This is a genomic window from Microcystis sp. M_QC_C_20170808_M3Col (assembly GCF_007095505.1).
GTDB lineage: Bacteria > Cyanobacteriota > Cyanobacteriia > Cyanobacteriales > Microcystaceae > Microcystis.
Genome location: NZ_SFBY01000215.1, coordinates 1 through 15,859 on the forward strand (window position 1 = coordinate 1; position 15,859 = coordinate 15,859).

General features: G+C 42.1%; 15 protein-coding genes and 3 pseudogenes. 11 read left to right on the forward strand and 7 right to left on the reverse strand.

What is annotated here, in order from left to right; translation table 11 throughout:
- Positions 1–302 (reverse strand): annotated as a pseudogene (locus EWV84_RS09605) (hypothetical protein); the annotation flags it as partial.
- A 258-nt stretch (positions 303–560) separates the two neighbouring features.
- Positions 561–1,676 (reverse strand): TIGR03032 family protein, encoded by a 1,116-nt coding sequence (locus tag EWV84_RS09610; RefSeq protein ID WP_287077821.1) that lies wholly within the window; start codon positions 1,674–1,676, stop codon positions 561–563.
- A 295-nt stretch (positions 1,677–1,971) separates the two neighbouring features.
- Here EWV84_RS09610 and chrA point away from each other — a divergent pair, with 295 nt between their 5' ends.
- Positions 1,972–3,129: a chromate efflux transporter gene (gene chrA, locus EWV84_RS09615; RefSeq protein WP_287077822.1), complete on the forward strand. Its 1,158-nt coding sequence runs from the start codon at positions 1,972–1,974 to the stop codon at positions 3,127–3,129.
- 57 nt (positions 3,130–3,186) lie between these two features.
- Here the strand turns inward: chrA and hisG are convergent, their stop codons facing one another.
- The 3 genes from hisG to deoC form a co-directional block, all read right to left on the reverse strand.
- On the reverse strand, positions 3,187–3,837 hold the full coding sequence (gene hisG, locus EWV84_RS09620; RefSeq protein ID WP_286826202.1) for an ATP phosphoribosyltransferase: 651 nt from the start codon (positions 3,835–3,837) through the stop codon (positions 3,187–3,189).
- A 134-nt stretch (positions 3,838–3,971) separates the two neighbouring features.
- Positions 3,972–4,706 (reverse strand): HAD family hydrolase, encoded by a 735-nt coding sequence (locus EWV84_RS09625; RefSeq protein WP_287077823.1) that lies wholly within the window; start codon positions 4,704–4,706, stop codon positions 3,972–3,974.
- Between the two features lie 144 nt (positions 4,707–4,850).
- Complete coding sequence (deoC, locus tag EWV84_RS09630; protein ID WP_287077824.1) at positions 4,851–5,528, reverse strand: deoxyribose-phosphate aldolase; 678 nt, start codon at positions 5,526–5,528, stop codon at positions 4,851–4,853.
- A 546-nt stretch (positions 5,529–6,074) separates the two neighbouring features.
- On the opposite strand from deoC, the gene acnB reads away from it, so the two are divergent.
- From acnB to ureC, 10 genes are all read left to right on the forward strand, one after another.
- The gene (gene acnB / locus EWV84_RS09635) at positions 6,075–8,684 is read left to right on the forward strand and encodes a bifunctional aconitate hydratase 2/2-methylisocitrate dehydratase (protein WP_287077825.1); all 2,610 of its coding nucleotides are present in this window, start codon (positions 6,075–6,077) and stop codon (positions 8,682–8,684) included.
- A 70-nt stretch (positions 8,685–8,754) separates the two neighbouring features.
- Entirely contained in the window at positions 8,755–9,018 is a 264-nt protein-coding gene (locus tag EWV84_RS09640) for a DUF2584 family protein (RefSeq protein WP_287077832.1), read from the forward strand.
- 6 nt (positions 9,019–9,024) lie between these two features.
- The gene (locus tag EWV84_RS09645; RefSeq protein WP_287077826.1) at positions 9,025–9,855 is read left to right on the forward strand and encodes a hypothetical protein; all 831 of its coding nucleotides are present in this window, start codon (positions 9,025–9,027) and stop codon (positions 9,853–9,855) included.
- 72 nt (positions 9,856–9,927) lie between these two features.
- A complete protein-coding gene (locus EWV84_RS09650; RefSeq protein ID WP_287077827.1) occupies positions 9,928–10,104 on the forward strand; it encodes a hypothetical protein in 177 nt (58 codons plus the stop codon).
- A 99-nt stretch (positions 10,105–10,203) separates the two neighbouring features.
- Positions 10,204–10,347, forward strand: coding sequence for a hypothetical protein (locus EWV84_RS09655; protein WP_287077828.1), 144 nt, complete (start codon positions 10,204–10,206; stop codon positions 10,345–10,347).
- A 71-nt stretch (positions 10,348–10,418) separates the two neighbouring features.
- The gene (locus EWV84_RS09660) at positions 10,419–11,600 is read left to right on the forward strand and encodes an AAA family ATPase (RefSeq protein WP_287077829.1); all 1,182 of its coding nucleotides are present in this window, start codon (positions 10,419–10,421) and stop codon (positions 11,598–11,600) included.
- On the forward strand, positions 11,600–12,313 hold the full coding sequence (locus EWV84_RS09665; RefSeq protein ID WP_287077833.1) for a hypothetical protein: 714 nt from the start codon (positions 11,600–11,602) through the stop codon (positions 12,311–12,313). The genes EWV84_RS09660 and EWV84_RS09665 overlap by 1 nt, the downstream gene beginning before the upstream one ends.
- A 28-nt stretch (positions 12,314–12,341) precedes the next feature.
- Complete coding sequence (locus EWV84_RS09670) at positions 12,342–12,464, forward strand: element excision factor XisI family protein (RefSeq protein WP_416361043.1); 123 nt, start codon at positions 12,342–12,344, stop codon at positions 12,462–12,464.
- A gap of 178 nt (positions 12,465–12,642) precedes the next feature.
- Positions 12,643–13,539: a polyphosphate kinase 2 family protein gene (locus tag EWV84_RS09675; RefSeq protein ID WP_287077830.1), complete on the forward strand. Its 897-nt coding sequence runs from the start codon at positions 12,643–12,645 to the stop codon at positions 13,537–13,539.
- A gap of 81 nt (positions 13,540–13,620) precedes the next feature.
- A complete protein-coding gene (gene ureC / locus EWV84_RS09680; RefSeq protein WP_287077831.1) occupies positions 13,621–15,330 on the forward strand; it encodes an urease subunit alpha in 1,710 nt (569 codons plus the stop codon).
- A gap of 12 nt (positions 15,331–15,342) precedes the next feature.
- Here ureC and EWV84_RS09685 read toward each other — a convergent pair.
- A pseudogene (locus EWV84_RS09685) lies at positions 15,343–15,624 on the reverse strand (hypothetical protein); the annotation flags it as partial.
- A gap of 116 nt (positions 15,625–15,740) precedes the next feature.
- Positions 15,741–15,836 (reverse strand): annotated as a pseudogene (locus EWV84_RS23085) (DUF4351 domain-containing protein); the annotation flags it as partial.
- Between the last annotated feature and the right edge of the window lie 23 nt (positions 15,837–15,859).

The window sequence follows — 15,859 nt, forward strand, 5'->3', positions numbered from 1 at the left end:
TAGTTATAAATATACATCCTCTGAGGGAAATTTTCTTCGTACTGGCTTTGAATTTCAATATGAATCAAAATCCAGACTTCTTCACCCCTGAGTAACCAAACTTTATAGAGTTTGTCAGCAAAACGTTTTTTTGTCTTTGCTGAAGCGGTAATCCGTTTGAGTTCTTTTTCTAGGGATTCGGGAGTTTTTGTCCAATCAATTAGTTGGTGAACTTCGGGAAAGAAGAAATGTAAAAACGCTTCAAAATACTCGGTTAATGCTTCTTTCCAGGGTTCATCATAATTGGCGGTTGTTGGGTTCATGGCAAGTCGCTACCAATTGGAAAGTTAGGCACTCATCTAAATCTATTATTCCCCATAAATATCATCAATGCTACTTGTCATCACAAAACTTCCCATTAGAGCAACCTACATCTACATCTTTGTTCTAACATTTATTGGTAAAACTATATAATGCCGTCAGATTGCCGGGGGAGGATTTACCTAAACCGGGACAGATATCCTTAACTACAAAAGGAGTTGACATGATTTTTTCCTGAATAAAGAGTAAAAATTAAACAATTAAGCTGGCAAAGAAGGCACCATCCAGACGGATTGAGTGCCGTCGAGGTCGGTATCTGGTCCAATTAGCCCCGGGTTGCGGTAGCCCGGCAGCAGAGTGACAGCGAAAACCTCCTCCACGCCGCTATTGAACCAAAAAGTTGCCACCAGTTGACTGGTAGCTAGGTTGACAATAGCCAACCCGCACCGCAATTGATTACGCCGCTCATCCAGGGGTAAACCGCCAAAAATCGCCGTTTCCCGAATTTGGGACAACCCGACAAAGGCGTGACCTTCCCAACAGTCCAAACCCCGGGTAAAACCGGGCAATTCCGCCACGATTTCCGTGCTGCCAGTTTGGGGATGCCAACGGTTCAAGGTTCCATAACCGGAATTGAGGAAATAGAGATTACCCTGGTAAAGGCGGGGAGAATGGGGCATAGCTAAACCCCGCAGAATCACCTCTCCCCTAGGCACATCAATCAGGCATCCGCCCTGTGCTTTATTCTCTCGCCAGAGGCTTTCCTCGTTGGTTTCCCCCAATGCCGTCACATAGGCGGGAGTGCCGCTATTTTCAGCCATAGCCAAGCCATTGAGGTGACATCGGTCCCCGGGGACCAACTCGGTAATAAAGGGCGGTTTCCACTGGGGGAGAAAACTCCAATTTCCTTCGATGGTTGCCAGACAGTTAAACAGGGTATTGACCACCCAAAGGCGATTACTGCCAAAGGCCAAATCATGACCCATAATCGGGCCGGTGAGGTGAGAGGAGCGAGCTAAAAAGGCGATATCCTGTTCCCCTTCCGGTTTAATCTGGGGGGCAATCTCTCGATTAGCGGGTAAATGCCAAATTGCCTGACGAGCGCCCACAGCAATTCCGGTAGCAGTTCGGGTTAAACCCATCGCTTGGTCAAAATGGGCGAAACTCACCCGCATTTGTCCTTGATAAGTGCCAATGCTGGCCACCCGTCCCGCTTGGTAGGTGGAAATCAACACCGAGAGGTCAAGCTGGTTGAGTAATTCCGGCAGATTGAGGCTGTACTCATAATTGACTGGCACTGCTTGGCGCTGAGTTGGACTCGCCGCTGGCTCTTGAGTATCTGAAAACTGGTTAGTGTTAGGCGGCAAGCTGTCCATAGAGTTTCTTTAATATAGATTAGAATAAATTGTGATAATTGATTATTGTTTATGCTTTGTTGACTAAGGAGTTCTATTATAAACAAATTAATCAATATTATTGATAAAGTTTTCTTAATTTTTTTTTGTATCAAATTTACTTGAACGGTAGTATTAAATACTTATAATTTAGTTTGTGTAAAACACTTTTGCAATTATGGACTTTTGGAATTGACGAGATCTAGCCAAGAATTTAACTTAAGCCTATATTCTTGGATATAAACTTGATTCTAGAAAAACTATTGGTAATCAGAAAATGCTGACTTCATCGCCTCCTAATCTCTCGCAACTTGCCCTTTTATTTCTCAAAATCGGGATTATCGGTTTTGGCGGTCCAGCTGCCCATATCGCTTTAATGGAGGAAGAAGTGGTTAAGCGTCGCGGTTGGATGACTAAGGAGCGATTTCTCGATTTGGTGGGGGCAACTAATCTGATTCCCGGTCCTAATTCCACGGAAATGGCCATTCATATCGGTTATATTTTTGGGGGTTTAGCGGGTTTAATAATCACGGGAGTTTGTTTTATCACTCCTGCGGTGTTAATTACTGGTTTTTTAGCTTGGATTTATACTACCTACGGGACTTTACCGGATGTGGCCACGATTTTTGCGGGGATTAAACCGGTGGTAATTGCGGTGATTTTTCAAGCTTTATGGCGCTTAGGCAAAAAGGCAATGAAAACCCGTCAATTACTCTTCATCGGATTGGGAGTTATCGGTTTATTAATCTTAGGTTTAAATGAAATTATCGCTTTACTTTTAGGCGGAATTATCGGGATGTTTATCCTAAAAAAATTCGCTACTTTCCCCCTGATTGTGGCAGGAATAGGCGGTGTGACGGCAGTTGCTACTCCTAGCAATATCCCACCGACATTAACAGGATTAGGGTTGTTTTTCCTCAAGGTGGGTAGTGTTTTATTTGGTAGTGGTTATGTGTTAGTTGCCTTTTTAGAAGGGGATTTAGTCCAGGGGAGAGGATGGTTAACTCAGCAACAATTATTAGATGCCATTGCTGTGGGTCAATTTACCCCTGGACCGGTGTTATCCACAGCCACTTTTATCGGTTATCAAATATTAGGAGTATCGGGGGCAATTGTGGCAACTCTAGCGATTTTCTTTCCTTCTTTTATCTTTGTTTTATTACTTAATCCCCTCATTCCTAAGCTGAGACAATCGCCTTGGACGGGTGCTTTTTTGGACGCAATTAATGCTAGTGCTGTGGCTTTAATGGTGGCAGTAATTTTTAATTTAGCTCTAGCTACTTGGTTACAACCTTACGGGAATTTACCCTTTAATTTATTGGCTATCATTCTATCTCTTATCTCCGCTATTCTTTTACTACGTTTTCAAGTTAATTCTACTTGGTTAATTCTTGCTGGTGCGCTCCTTGGTTTACTATTGAAACAATTAGGTTAGGGGGAAATAAGATAAATCTACCCTTAATCCCCCCTTAATAAGGGGGGCGCTGATTTGTTAAACTTTTGCCATTGATGTAGTTGCTTCTCTGAGCTTTTCTACCCAGTTATAAATCCGATCGCAATCTAGTCTATAGCTGAGGGGATGAGCGATTAATCGAGCGCTACTAGCAAATAATTCGTCAATTTCTACTAAACCATTTTCCCGTAAAGTTCGACCGGTGGAAACTAGGTCAACTATCGCTTCTGACATACCCGTAATCGGGCCTAATTCTACGGAACCATAGAGAGGTATAATCTCGACGGGAATATCTAAACGACGAAAATAATCCTTAGCACAATTGACAAATTTTGAGGCAACTTTACCGTGATGGGGAATATCTAAGGGACTTTGATAGGGACTATCAGCAGGGACAGCTACCGACATCCGACAATAACCAAATTTTAGGTCAATTAAATTAGCCACATCGGGAGATTTTTCCAATAAAATATCATAACCGGCGATGCCTAATTGTGCCTGACCGTATTCTACATAAACGGGGACATCTGTGGCTCTTACTAATAAGGCTTTCGCTTGGTTAGTGGGGTCGGTAATCTGTAATTGGCGATTTTTTGAGTCAAGAAAGTCACTAAAATCTAAGCCAATTTTCTGAAATATTTGGATACTTTCGTTTAGTAAAGCACCCTTCGGTAAGGCAATTGTTAGCATAGAGGAAATTATGAATTGGGGTGTGGGGTGTGGGGTGTGGGGGAAGAACGTAGGTTGGGTTGAAGCATGAAACCCAACGTCTGCATGGGTTACGCTACTGCTAACCCATCCTACAAATAATTGTGCCTCCCTACTTATCTGATAACCGAGATTGCAGTCAGTTCTCTAATGACCACATCAGCTAATTGTAAATCTTGATGGTTTTCCAGTTGCCAACTAATTGCGATCGCTGCTGCTGATTTTGCCTGTTTAGCCATTTCCCAATCGGCCCTAGTGTCCCCCACCATCAGGGTTTTGTCCACTGCGGTCCCCAAAGCTTGACAGGTTTCTTGCAATAATAAGGGATCGGGTTTACTTAAACCTCGATCGCATCCCCAGGCAATTTTAATATAATTTAATAGGTCATTTTCCTTGACAAATTGCTCAACTCGTGCTGTGGTATCGGAGGAAAGAATCGCTAATTGTAAACCGGCCGCGTGCAGATAACGAATTACTTCTAAACAGTGGGGATAGAGGGGATTTAAGCGGGGGGGAACCTTTTCATCGGCCGCTTGGAAGGCCGCTTTTGCGATCGCCATTGCCGTTAACCAATCGAGGCCAGTGGAAGCAATACAACCGGCAGCGGCGATATGATTATCTCTGCGGCTGCCCACTGCCATTAAACCAGCAGGATTGAGACTATTTGCCCCAATACCGAAAGTTTTAGTTAATAAAGACTCTAAACCCGGAATTCGCGATTCAATGGCTTGTACCCGGGCTATAGCTCGATCATACCAGAAAGCCCGCGAATCCTCTAGCGTACCGTCCTTATCAAAAACAATCCCTTGAATATCTCTAAATTCTCGATTACCACAGCGAATTATCGGCAAATAAACCTCCTTATTTTTATTGAATGTCAGCCATAATTTTAGCTGTCAGGAGACAGGATTCAGGAGACAGGAGATTATTTTTTATTTATTCTCCCCACTTCCCCACTTCCCCACTTTCCTATACCTTTTAAACAGGATTTAGTATTATTCCTCAAAAGCGGCTTTTTGCTGACGGACTAAATCGACACCGCGGGAAGTCCCCAGACGAGTGGCCCCCGCGCGGATAAGAGCGATCGCTTGTTCTAGGGTGCGAATTCCGCCGGATGCTTTAATTCCTACCCGTCCTTTGCTAATTTCCTTGAGAAACTTCACATCGCTAACTGTTGCTCCTCCAAACCAGCCGGTACTGGTTTTTAGATAACTGACTCCTGCATCCATGCAAATCTCCGCCGCTAAACGTTTCTCGGTGTCCGTCAGTTGCGAGGTTTCCAGAATCGCTTTTACCGTCTGGCCGGTTTCCTGACAAATACTAGCAATTTCTTGGAATAATTGCTCAGATTTCCCATCTTTTAGCCAACCGAGATTAATAACCACATCTAACTCCTTAGCACCATTATCGGCAGCTTCTAAAGCCTCATAACGTTTAACTGCGGAGGTAGTGGCCCCCGCGGGAAAACCAATCACGGTAGAAACTAAAGTTTTTTTGCCGTGGAGTAACTGCACAGCTTGCTTAACGGCAGCGGGATAAACGCAGACGGTGGGAAAACGATATTGATCAGCCTGTTGACAGTAAGCCTCTAATTGTTCACTGGTGGCGGTGGGGATGAGGAGAGAATGGTCGATATATTGTGCTAAATCTAGATCAGAATCGGTGATAGCCATTATCTAAGCCTCAATATAGTCAATCGATCGCTATTTTCTCATTTTATGGAAGTCAAACACCGCGTGCATCTCATTTTTGTCAATCTACTAAGTTGAGATTTTTAAGGGGAAACTCTCGGCTAAAATTGGGCGTTACTTTCGATTTTATTACTCAATGCAAGCTTTTGGGGGGTAGAACCCCCCAAACCCAGGAGCGCATTAGTTTTTCGGTGGGATGCTTACAGGCAGTTGTTAATATTTGTGTACTAATTTAAGAGTCACTCGACCGAATCTAAAACCTAATTGGTTAAGCTAAAAGCTTTGATGTGCTTAGTTTCTAACCTTCTTTTTAGGTGGGAGAATTGCCAGATTCTTTCTTTTGCCTCTTGCATGAGTGACTCTTGCCTTGAGAAGCTGATAATTGCTGATTGTCGGTGTTCCTGCAAATGTGAGATGCAGCCCACACAGCAAAGTCATCTCTCGTTAACCTAGAAATTCAGAGACTAGCAAAAATCCAGTAACCTAGGAAGAAACCGTCACAAGTGAAGACTAGGAGAGACTATATCTATGTTAGAAGCGTATCATCAGCACGTTGCCGACCGAGCGAAATTAGGTATCCCTCCCCTTCCCCTCAACGCTCAACAAACGGCGGAATTATGCGAAATGCTCAAAAATCCGACCGAAGAACTCAAGGGAGAATTGCTGACCCTGCTGCGTGACCGTGTTCCCCCCGGAGTTGATGAAGCCGCCTACGTTAAAGCGGGATTTTTAACAGGAATTGCTAAAGGTGAAATAAAATCTAACGTTATCTCCCCCCAAGGTGCGGTTAGCTTACTGGGAACCATGGTCGGTGGTTATAACGTTCATTCTCTGATTGAACTGATTAAATCCAGAGATATTAATATCGCCGCTGCCGCTGCCAGCGCTTTAAGTAAAACCCTGCTGGTATTCGATGCGTTTAACGAGGTTTTGGAATTATCCGACACCAATCCCTATGCTAAACAGGTTATCGATGCTTGGGCCAATGGCGCTTGGTTTATCGCTAAACCGAAACTTGCTAAAGAAATTACCGTCACCGTCTTCAAAGTCCCCGGAGAAACCAATACAGATGACCTATCTCCCGCTCCCCATGCCACCACCCGGCCTGATATTCCCCTCCATGCTTTGGTAATGTTAGAAACCCGTCAACCCCGGTCCTTAGAAACCATTGCCGAATTGAAAAAATTAGGCCATCCGGTCGCCTATGTCGGGGATGTGGTTGGGACTGGTTCCAGCCGAAAATCGGCGATTAACTCGGTTCTCTGGCATATTGGCGATGATATTCCCTTTGTGCCTAATAAACGTGCTGGTGGCTATATTTTAGGCAGTAAAATCGCCCCTATCTTCTTTAATACGGCCGAGGATTCCGGCGCTTTACCGCTTGAATGCGATGTTAGCCAAATGAACACGGGGGATGTGATTAAAATCTATCCCTACGAAGGCAAAATCACCAACGAAGCGGGCGCAACTATTAGCACTTTTAGCCTCAAACCTGAGACAATTCTGGATGAAGTGCGCGCCGGCGGTCGTATTCCCCTCTTAATCGGTCGCAGTCTCACCGATAAAACCCGTCACGCCTTGGGACTTGAGGCTAGTACCCTATTTACTCGTCCCACCATGCCTAGTGACACGGGTAAAGGTTACACCCTAGCGCAAAAAATGGTCGGCAAAGCTTGCGGTTTACCCGGGGTGCGGCCGGGTACTTCCTGTGACCCGATTATGACTACGGTAGGGTCTCAGGATACCACTGGCCCGATGACCAGAGACGAGTTAAAAGAGTTAGCCTGTTTAGGTTTTAGCGCCGATTTAGTCATGCAGAGTTTCTGTCACACGGCAGCCTATCCGAAACCGGTTGATATTCAAACTCATCACCAATTACCCGACTTTTTCTCTACCCGGGGTGGGGTCGCTTTACGTCCGGGAGATGGCATTATTCACTCCTGGTTAAATCGGATGTTATTGCCGGATACGGTGGGGACTGGAGGCGATTCTCATACTCGTTTTCCTTTGGGAATTTCCTTTCCTGCGGGGTCGGGTTTAGTGGCATTTGCCGCCGCTTTGGGAGTAATGCCTTTAGATATGCCGGAATCGGTTTTAGTGCGTTTTACGGGGGAATTACAACCCGGTGTAACTCTGCGGGATATTGTTAATGCCATTCCCTACGTTGCCATCCAAGCAGGCAAATTAACCGTGGAAAAACAGAACAAAAAAAATGTTTTTAACGGTCGCATTATGGAGATGGAAGGGCTGCCGGATTTGAAATTAGAACAGGCTTTTGAGTTAACCGATGCCACGGCGGAACGTTCCTGCGCTGGTTGTACGATTAAGTTAAGTACGGAAACAGTGGCGGAATATTTACGCTCTAATGTGGCTCTGTTAAAAAATATGGCAGCCCGGGGTTATAGTGATGCTAAAACTATCCTACGTCGGGTAGCAAAAATGGAACAATGGTTAGCTAGTCCCGTCCTGATGGAGGCGGATAAGGATGCCGAATATGCGGATATTATCACCGTCAATTTAAGCGAGATTAAAGAACCAATTGTCGCCGCACCCAATGACCCCGATAATATCAAGTTAATGTCGGAATGCGCCGGGGATAAAATTGATGAGGTGTTCATCGGTTCTTGTATGACTAATATCGGTCATTATCGCGCCGCTGCTAAGATATTAGAAGGGGCAGGAGTTGCTAAGGCTAAACTGTGGATTTGTCCCCCCACCCGCATGGATGAAAAACAATTACGCGATGAGGGAATGTACGGCATTTTTGCCGCTTCTGGGGCGCGTACCGAGATGCCGGGATGTTCCCTTTGTATGGGTAATCAAGCGCGGGTTGAAGACAGAGCGACGGTATTTTCTACCTCGACTCGTAACTTCAATAATCGCATGGGAAAAGATGCACGAGTCTATCTCGGTTCCGCCGAATTAGCGGCGGTTTGTGCGCTGCTGGGACGCATTCCTACCGTTGAGGAATACCTAGCAATTGTCACTGAGAAAATTAATCCTTTTGCTGGTGATTTATACCGCTATTTGAACTTTAATGAAATCGCCGGTTTTGAGGATGAAGGCCGGGTAATTCCCCTAGAAGATTTACCTAAGATTGAGGATATTTTAGGTATTCCTTCTGGTGTTTTGAGTTAGTATGAAGTTTAGGGTGAGCTTTTCATAGCTCACCTTCTGTTCATAAAATAAAGAGGTAAAATTTATGGGAATGCCCTGTGAAGTGAATAGTATTTTAAAGTTAAAACCATCTCAAGGTTATCCAGAAAGCTTGGAATTATGTAAACAGTATCAAGGGAGCAAAGAAGATTATAGAATTATTCCTGTTGATGTTCCCATTCCTTTGGTAAATGAACATTGGGTTGCCTACGCAGATGTTATCATTGAAAAATTAGTTTGGGAAAATCGTCAAACAATAGTTTTATTTAGAATTGATAGGATTTATCCAGTCCCTTTTATTTTCAAAGAAACTTGAAATTAGATGCAGGATCAACAACGAATAATTATTTCCAGAATTATTAAGTATGAATTTGATTATTTTCTCAGAAAATTCAAGCCTTGGGAAATCGTCATATTTTTGTTATACTTAATAGTAGCTATCGTGACCGGGTTAGGGGATGCAAGTTCATTTTTTACGGGAGAGAATAGTCCTATACCCAGGGAATGGAAATTATTAAAAAGCCCTCAAATAGTTACGATTATATCTATTATTATCTTAGGAATTCCTGTTCTACTATCTCAAACACAGACTCGACAAGATACTGTTGAACTTTTAGAAACAATTCACTTAAACATTGTGCCAGCAATCAGTAGTTCTTTAGAAGAATTATCTGTTGATATAAAACAAAAATTTAATCTACAAGGCAATATCAGAGTATCCTTATGGATACCAGTGAGACAAAAGTTATTTACTTGGAATCTCCAAATGGTATGTAAAACTAGCAATGTATCTGATAAGGAACTAGAGGCACTTTTTGAATTAGATGAAGGGGTGATTGGTTATACATACCTGAAGACTAAAAGAAAGTATGCTTTGGAGTTTATTGATATTTCTAATTCTCAGAAATTACCGTCTTCTTATGTCCCTCTCCAAAGAGACAATGAACTATTAATTAATCCTAATATAAAAATTGTGTTAGCTGTAGCTGCACTACAAGAAAGTTCTATTCTCGGACTATTAGCTGTTGATACGGATGATAGTGCAGATTTAAGCTCAATGAATAACAGAAATCTGCATAGTAGTATTTTAGACTGGATGACAAAATACAATAACGTTGTTAAATTGCTCTGGAGAATGAAGAATAATGTCTAGGGTATTGACTAGGTTAAACAATTGACTGATGATAACAGTAGGGGTAAGACCTAAACCACAGAGGAAACTATTATGTCTGAGTCACTAAAACAACAGAGACAAGCACCTAGTTTAAAGTTAATTGAAATATTAGAAGATGGTAGTGCCAAAACTTTTATCTACGAAGATCCCGAAAAAAAGAACACATCCAGCTTCATTGCTCGAATAAAGGCTAAAATACAACAAAAACTCAGACCATCAGCTAATTAGTTCTTATGTATTTACCAGATCGTTTGTACGCAAGGGGGTTATCTACCCCCTGATTTGTTTTTATAGTCATGACAGATTAGTTTGATACATTCTAGATATATGAAACTCTTATCCTGTCTAGTATTAATATTCTCAATCTTAATTGAAATCGCCGGTTTTGAGGATGAAGGCCGGGTAATTCCCCTAGAAGATTTACCTAAGATTGAGGATATCTTAGGGATTCCTTCCAGTGTTTTGAGTTAGTATGAAGTTTAGGGTGGGCTATAAAAAAGCTCACCTTATTGACGATTTTTGTAACCAAGGAGATTAAAACCATGAAATTAGACCAATTTGAATATATTTATAATCGAGGCAACCCCAATGAATGGCTTATTGATGGATGTCAACTAGGCAATATTAATGTAATCGTTGGTAAAAATGCCAGTGGAAAATCAAGAATACTCAGGTCAATATACATTATTTCAGAACTATTATTAGAAGGAAGGGGATTGATTCCAGTACAAAAAACTCAGGAATGGCATTTGTTATTTGACCACAATTCCCAACGACCAACAGAATATTTAGTAGAATCAAAAAATGGATACATAGTCAAAGAAAGTTTAATTATTAATGAAAAACCTTTGTTAGAAAGAAATGAGTCTGGAGAAGGTGAAATTTTTGCCCAAGAACTTAATCAGTATATTCGCTTTCAAACACCTAAAACAGAATTAGCAGTAGTCAAGCGTCGAGATACTATCCAGCATCCTTTTTTAGAAGATATATATAAATGGGCAAATGCGCTTAGATTTTATGAATTTGGTACGAACTTGGGAAGAGATACTATAGCGCGTATTCCTCAAACAGTGGAACTTAATAAAAATAACGTGGATTTTAAAAACTACGAATCTGTTATTACTATCTTTTTACTCGGTAAACAAGAGCTTGGCGATAAATTTACACAATTGATTATTGACGATATGAAAAAAATTGGTTACGATCTTTCTAATATCGGAACTAAAACACCCTCTTTTCCTTCTAATTCTTCTTCCTTTGCTGACCCTAACCTATTAGGTCAATATCTCTATGTACAAGAAAAAAATTTAAATTATTATACAGAACAATCGGAAATATCTCAAGGAATGTTTAGAGTATTATCTTTGTTAATTCAAGTTAATTACTCTTTGCTTTCAGATCAGCCTAGTTGTATTATTATTGATGATATCGGGGAGGGTTTGGATTTTCAAAGATCTTCAGCTATAATTAAACTTTTAATTGAGAAGGCGAAAACAGGGCTGATTCAACTTATCATGACCACTAACGATGAGAATATCATGAATGGTGTTCCTCTTGAATATTGGTCAGTTATCGAACGACAACCGGGAGTTGCTAAATTACATAATTACTCTAATTCTACCGAACAATTTGAACAGTTTAAACATATTGGACTGAATAACTTTGATTTTTTTGCTAGTGAATTTTACTTGCAGGAACCAGAGAAAGAGGAAGTGATAGATTGATGACACAGAAAAAGTTAGCGATTTTTGTCGAGGGACAGACCGAAAGGATATTTATAACGAGGTTATGTCAAGAAATTGCAGGATACAAAAAAGTTTCGGTTGAAGTGAATCAAGTGCGTGGAGATAAATCTAATCGCAAAATTCAATCTCTGAAATCGAACATTCTAGAAGCAGCTCCTTTTTTTATTCTTTTGTACGATTGCGGATGTGATTCTCATGTACTTTCCGATATAAAAAAACAACATAATAGTTTAACTAATAATGGTTATGAAAAAATTTTAGGTTTACGGGATCTATATCCCAAACCTCTGGAAAATAGAACTAAGGTAGAAAATGGCATTAAAGGATTTTTAAAAACTTTACGTCAGAAAAACGGAATTCCCATTTCGATGATTTTAGTGATTATGGAAATCGAAGCTTGGTTTTTAGGTGAATACAGTTTTCTGACTAAAATAGATAGTTGTTTAACATCAAATTTTATTCTACACAACTTAGGTTTCGATCTAAATGCCCTAGATGTAGAACAAATACCACATCCTAGTGAAGCACTGAACAAAATTTATCAATTAATACAACGAAGCCATGATAAAAGCGAAACGACTGTGGAAGAAATAGCTAGTCTCCTAGATTATGAGTTTATATATTTGCATCTAGTTGACAAGATCAAACAACTCAAGCAGCTTATTGATGCAATCAACCTTTTTTTACAGTAAAAATACATTTAAATGTCTTTAGCTATTTATGAATTGGACAGAAGCAGGTATCGCCACGGAATTAATGCGCGTAGGAATTCCCAGCAGTGAGATAGTTTTAGCTTTTCAACCTCCCGAAGTGCGACAGTTTACCGAATTTGCGATCGCCTAAAAATTATTCTTTACTTTCTCGTCAGATGAGGAGTAGCTAAAATCGAATATTTAAATATACTTGTTTATAGGTCATTTCTGCCAGTTCATCCCTGGCTTGCCGGTTCAAGAGTTAGATATTTTCCGAGCAAAAGTGCTACAATGTAATCTTAGGGGTCAAAACAATCAAGGAGAAGAGCATGGTCAGCAAAATTGATCGCCACGCATTTTTACAATCCTTAATGGTGCCACCGGGTAAAGAAATTTCTCTGCACAAAGACTACGATCCCGGGTTTAAACCCGACTACATTACCAAAGAAGATGCCACGCTGCTGCTGCAACAGGGTATCGAAAAAATGGCCGAGTTTCAAGATAAACTCTATGCCCAGGATACCTATGCTCTGTTAATTAATCTGCAAGCCATGGATGCGGCAGGTAAAGATGGTACGATCAGACACGTTATGTCCGGCTTAAATCCCCAAGGCTGTCAGGTATTTAGCTTTAAAGTTCCCTCGGCCGAAGAACTAGACCACGATTATCTCTGGCGATATTATAAAGCCTTACCGGAGCGGGGTCGTATCGGTATTTTTAATCGTTCTTACTACGAAGAATTATTAGTTGTGCGTGTCCATCAAAATTTATTGGAACGGCAAAAACTCCCCCCAGAAGACAGAACCAAGAAAGTTTGGCATCGACGTTTTGAGGAGATTAATAATTTTGAAAAATATCTGGTTAACAATGGGGTTATTGTCCTGAAATTCTTTCTCAATGTTTCTAAAGAAGAACAGAAAAAACGATTTTTGGAAAGAATTGATCGCCCTGAAAAAAACTGGAAGTTTTCCGAAAATGATGTCAAAGAAAGGGCTTTTTGGGATGATTACATGAAAGCCTACGAGGAGGTATTCAATCATACCAGTACCGAGTGGGCTCCTTGGTATATTATCCCGGCTGATCGCAAATGGTTTACCCGTTTAGCTGTGGGGGCGGTTATTTATTACACCCTGGAATCCCTCGGTTTAAAATATCCCACCGTCACCGAAGAACATCGCCAAGCTTTACTGAAAGCCAAAGAAATACTCGAAAACGAGCCAGATTAAAAATGGAAGAAAATCCCGAAAAAGCGATAATTGCCGGAAAATCGATCGTATAATCGATCTCGATTTTAAAGAATTCCCCCTATGAATTATCGCATCGATCGCCGCACCTATGCTGAAACCTACGGCCCCACCGTCGGAGATAAAGTTCGCCTAGCAGACACGGAATTATTTATCGAAGTCGAAAAAGATTTCACCACCTACGGCGATGAGGTAAAATTCGGCGGTGGTAAAGTAATTCGCGATGGTATGGGCCAATCCCCCATTTCTAGGGAAGATGGAGCGGTAGATCTAGTGATTACTAATGCCTTAATTCTCGACTGGTGGGGCATCGTTAAAGCCGATGTGGGCATTAAAGATGGCAAAATTTATCAAATCGGTAAAGCGGGTAATCCCCACATTCAAGATAATGTCGATATTATTATCGGTCCTGCCACCGAGGCATTGGCCGGGGAAGGGATGATTTTGACAGCAGGGGGGATTGATGCTCATATTCATTTTATCTGTCCCCAACAAATTGAGACAGCGATTGCGTCGGGGATTACCACGATGATTGGTGGCGGGACTGGACCGGCGACGGGAACTAATGCCACCACCTGCACCCCGGGAGAATGGAACATCTATCGAATGCTAGAGGCGGCCGAAGCTTTCCCGATGAATTTGGGTTTTTTGGGTAAAGGCAATAGCAGTCAGCCGGAAGGACTAGCGGAACAGGTAAAAGCGGGGGTAATTGGCTTAAAACTCCATGAAGATTGGGGAACCACTCCGGCAGCCATTGATACCTGTTTAAGCGTTGCCGATAAGTACGATGTGCAGGTGGCGATTCATACCGATACTCTCAATGAAGCCGGTTTTGTCGAGGCAACTATCGCCGCTTTTAAAAATCGCGTCATTCACACCTACCACACGGAAGGGGCCGGCGGTGGTCATGCTCCCGATATTATCAGGGTTTGCGGGGAAATGAACGTTTTACCCTCCTCTACTAATCCCACGCGTCCCTATACGGTGAATACCTTAGAGGAACACCTCGATATGTTGATGGTTTGTCATCATTTAGACCGGAGCATTCCCGAAGATGTGGCTTTTGCTGAATCCCGCATCCGCCGAGAGACTATTGCCGCCGAGGATATTCTCCACGATTTGGGGGCTTTTAGCATAATTTCCTCCGATTCTCAAGCTATGGGACGGGTGGGAGAAGTAATTATCCGCACTTGGCAAACTGCCCACAAAATGCGGGTACAACGAGGCAGACTGACCGGGGAAACGGGCGAGAATGATAATCTGCGGGCAAGACGATATATTGCTAAATATACGATTAATCCTGCTATTACCCATGGGATTTCCGATCATGTCGGTTCCATCGAAGTGGGCAAATTAGCCGATTTGGTTCTCTGGAAACCGGCATTTTTTGGCGTAAAACCGGAAATTGTCCTGAAAGGTGGTTTAATCGCCTGGGCGCAAATGGGCGATGCTAATGCCAGTATTCCCACACCGCAACCGGTTTATATGCGTCCCATGTTTGCCTCTTTTGGTGGTGCGATCGCCAAAACTTCCTTGACATTTGTTTCTAAATATGCTATGAAAGCGGGCATCCCTGAGAAGTTAAAGCTGAAAAAAACCGCCGTGGCCGTGTCGAATACGCGTAATATCAGTAAGGCCAGTATGAAGCTCAATGACGCTTTACCGCGCATGGAAGTTAATCCCGAAACCTACGAAGTGCGCGCTGACGGCGAATTATTAATCTGTGAACCTGCTACGGTTTTACCCATGGCCCAACGCTATTTCTTATTTTGAATTCTGGTTTTTTTAAAACCTTATTTTTGGAGCTTTGTGGGAGTCAGGGGAGTGGGGAGTTAGAGGGGTTGGGGGAGATATGAAATTAATTGTTTCATCTAATTTCTGAACCTGCGAAGTATCTCCTAACTGATTATAAGTGCCCTTCGCCTTCTTCAACCACTGTATCGCCTCATCCTTATTTCCCAAGAGATGATAAGCTATTCCCAACCCCGCTTGCTCCGCTTGTACTGACAAATTCTCGGTATTTGTTGCCAGTTTTAACGCCTTTTCATAAGGTTTTTTTGTCAACCGACACTAAATCCGGTTATTAAAAACTGATTATTTATTCACCCTTTTGCATGATTGCCTCTTGCATGAGTGCCTGTCCTCATAACCTCATAAGTAGCCTATACTCAACGGATTTAGTATGAGGTGACTTCTTTGCTGACAACTACTGTACCGTAGGGAGAAAGAAGGGTTTCTAAGAAGTCTTTGCTAAATTTATCCCAAATAAAGCGAGTCACGGATGCAACCAGTTATCTAAATC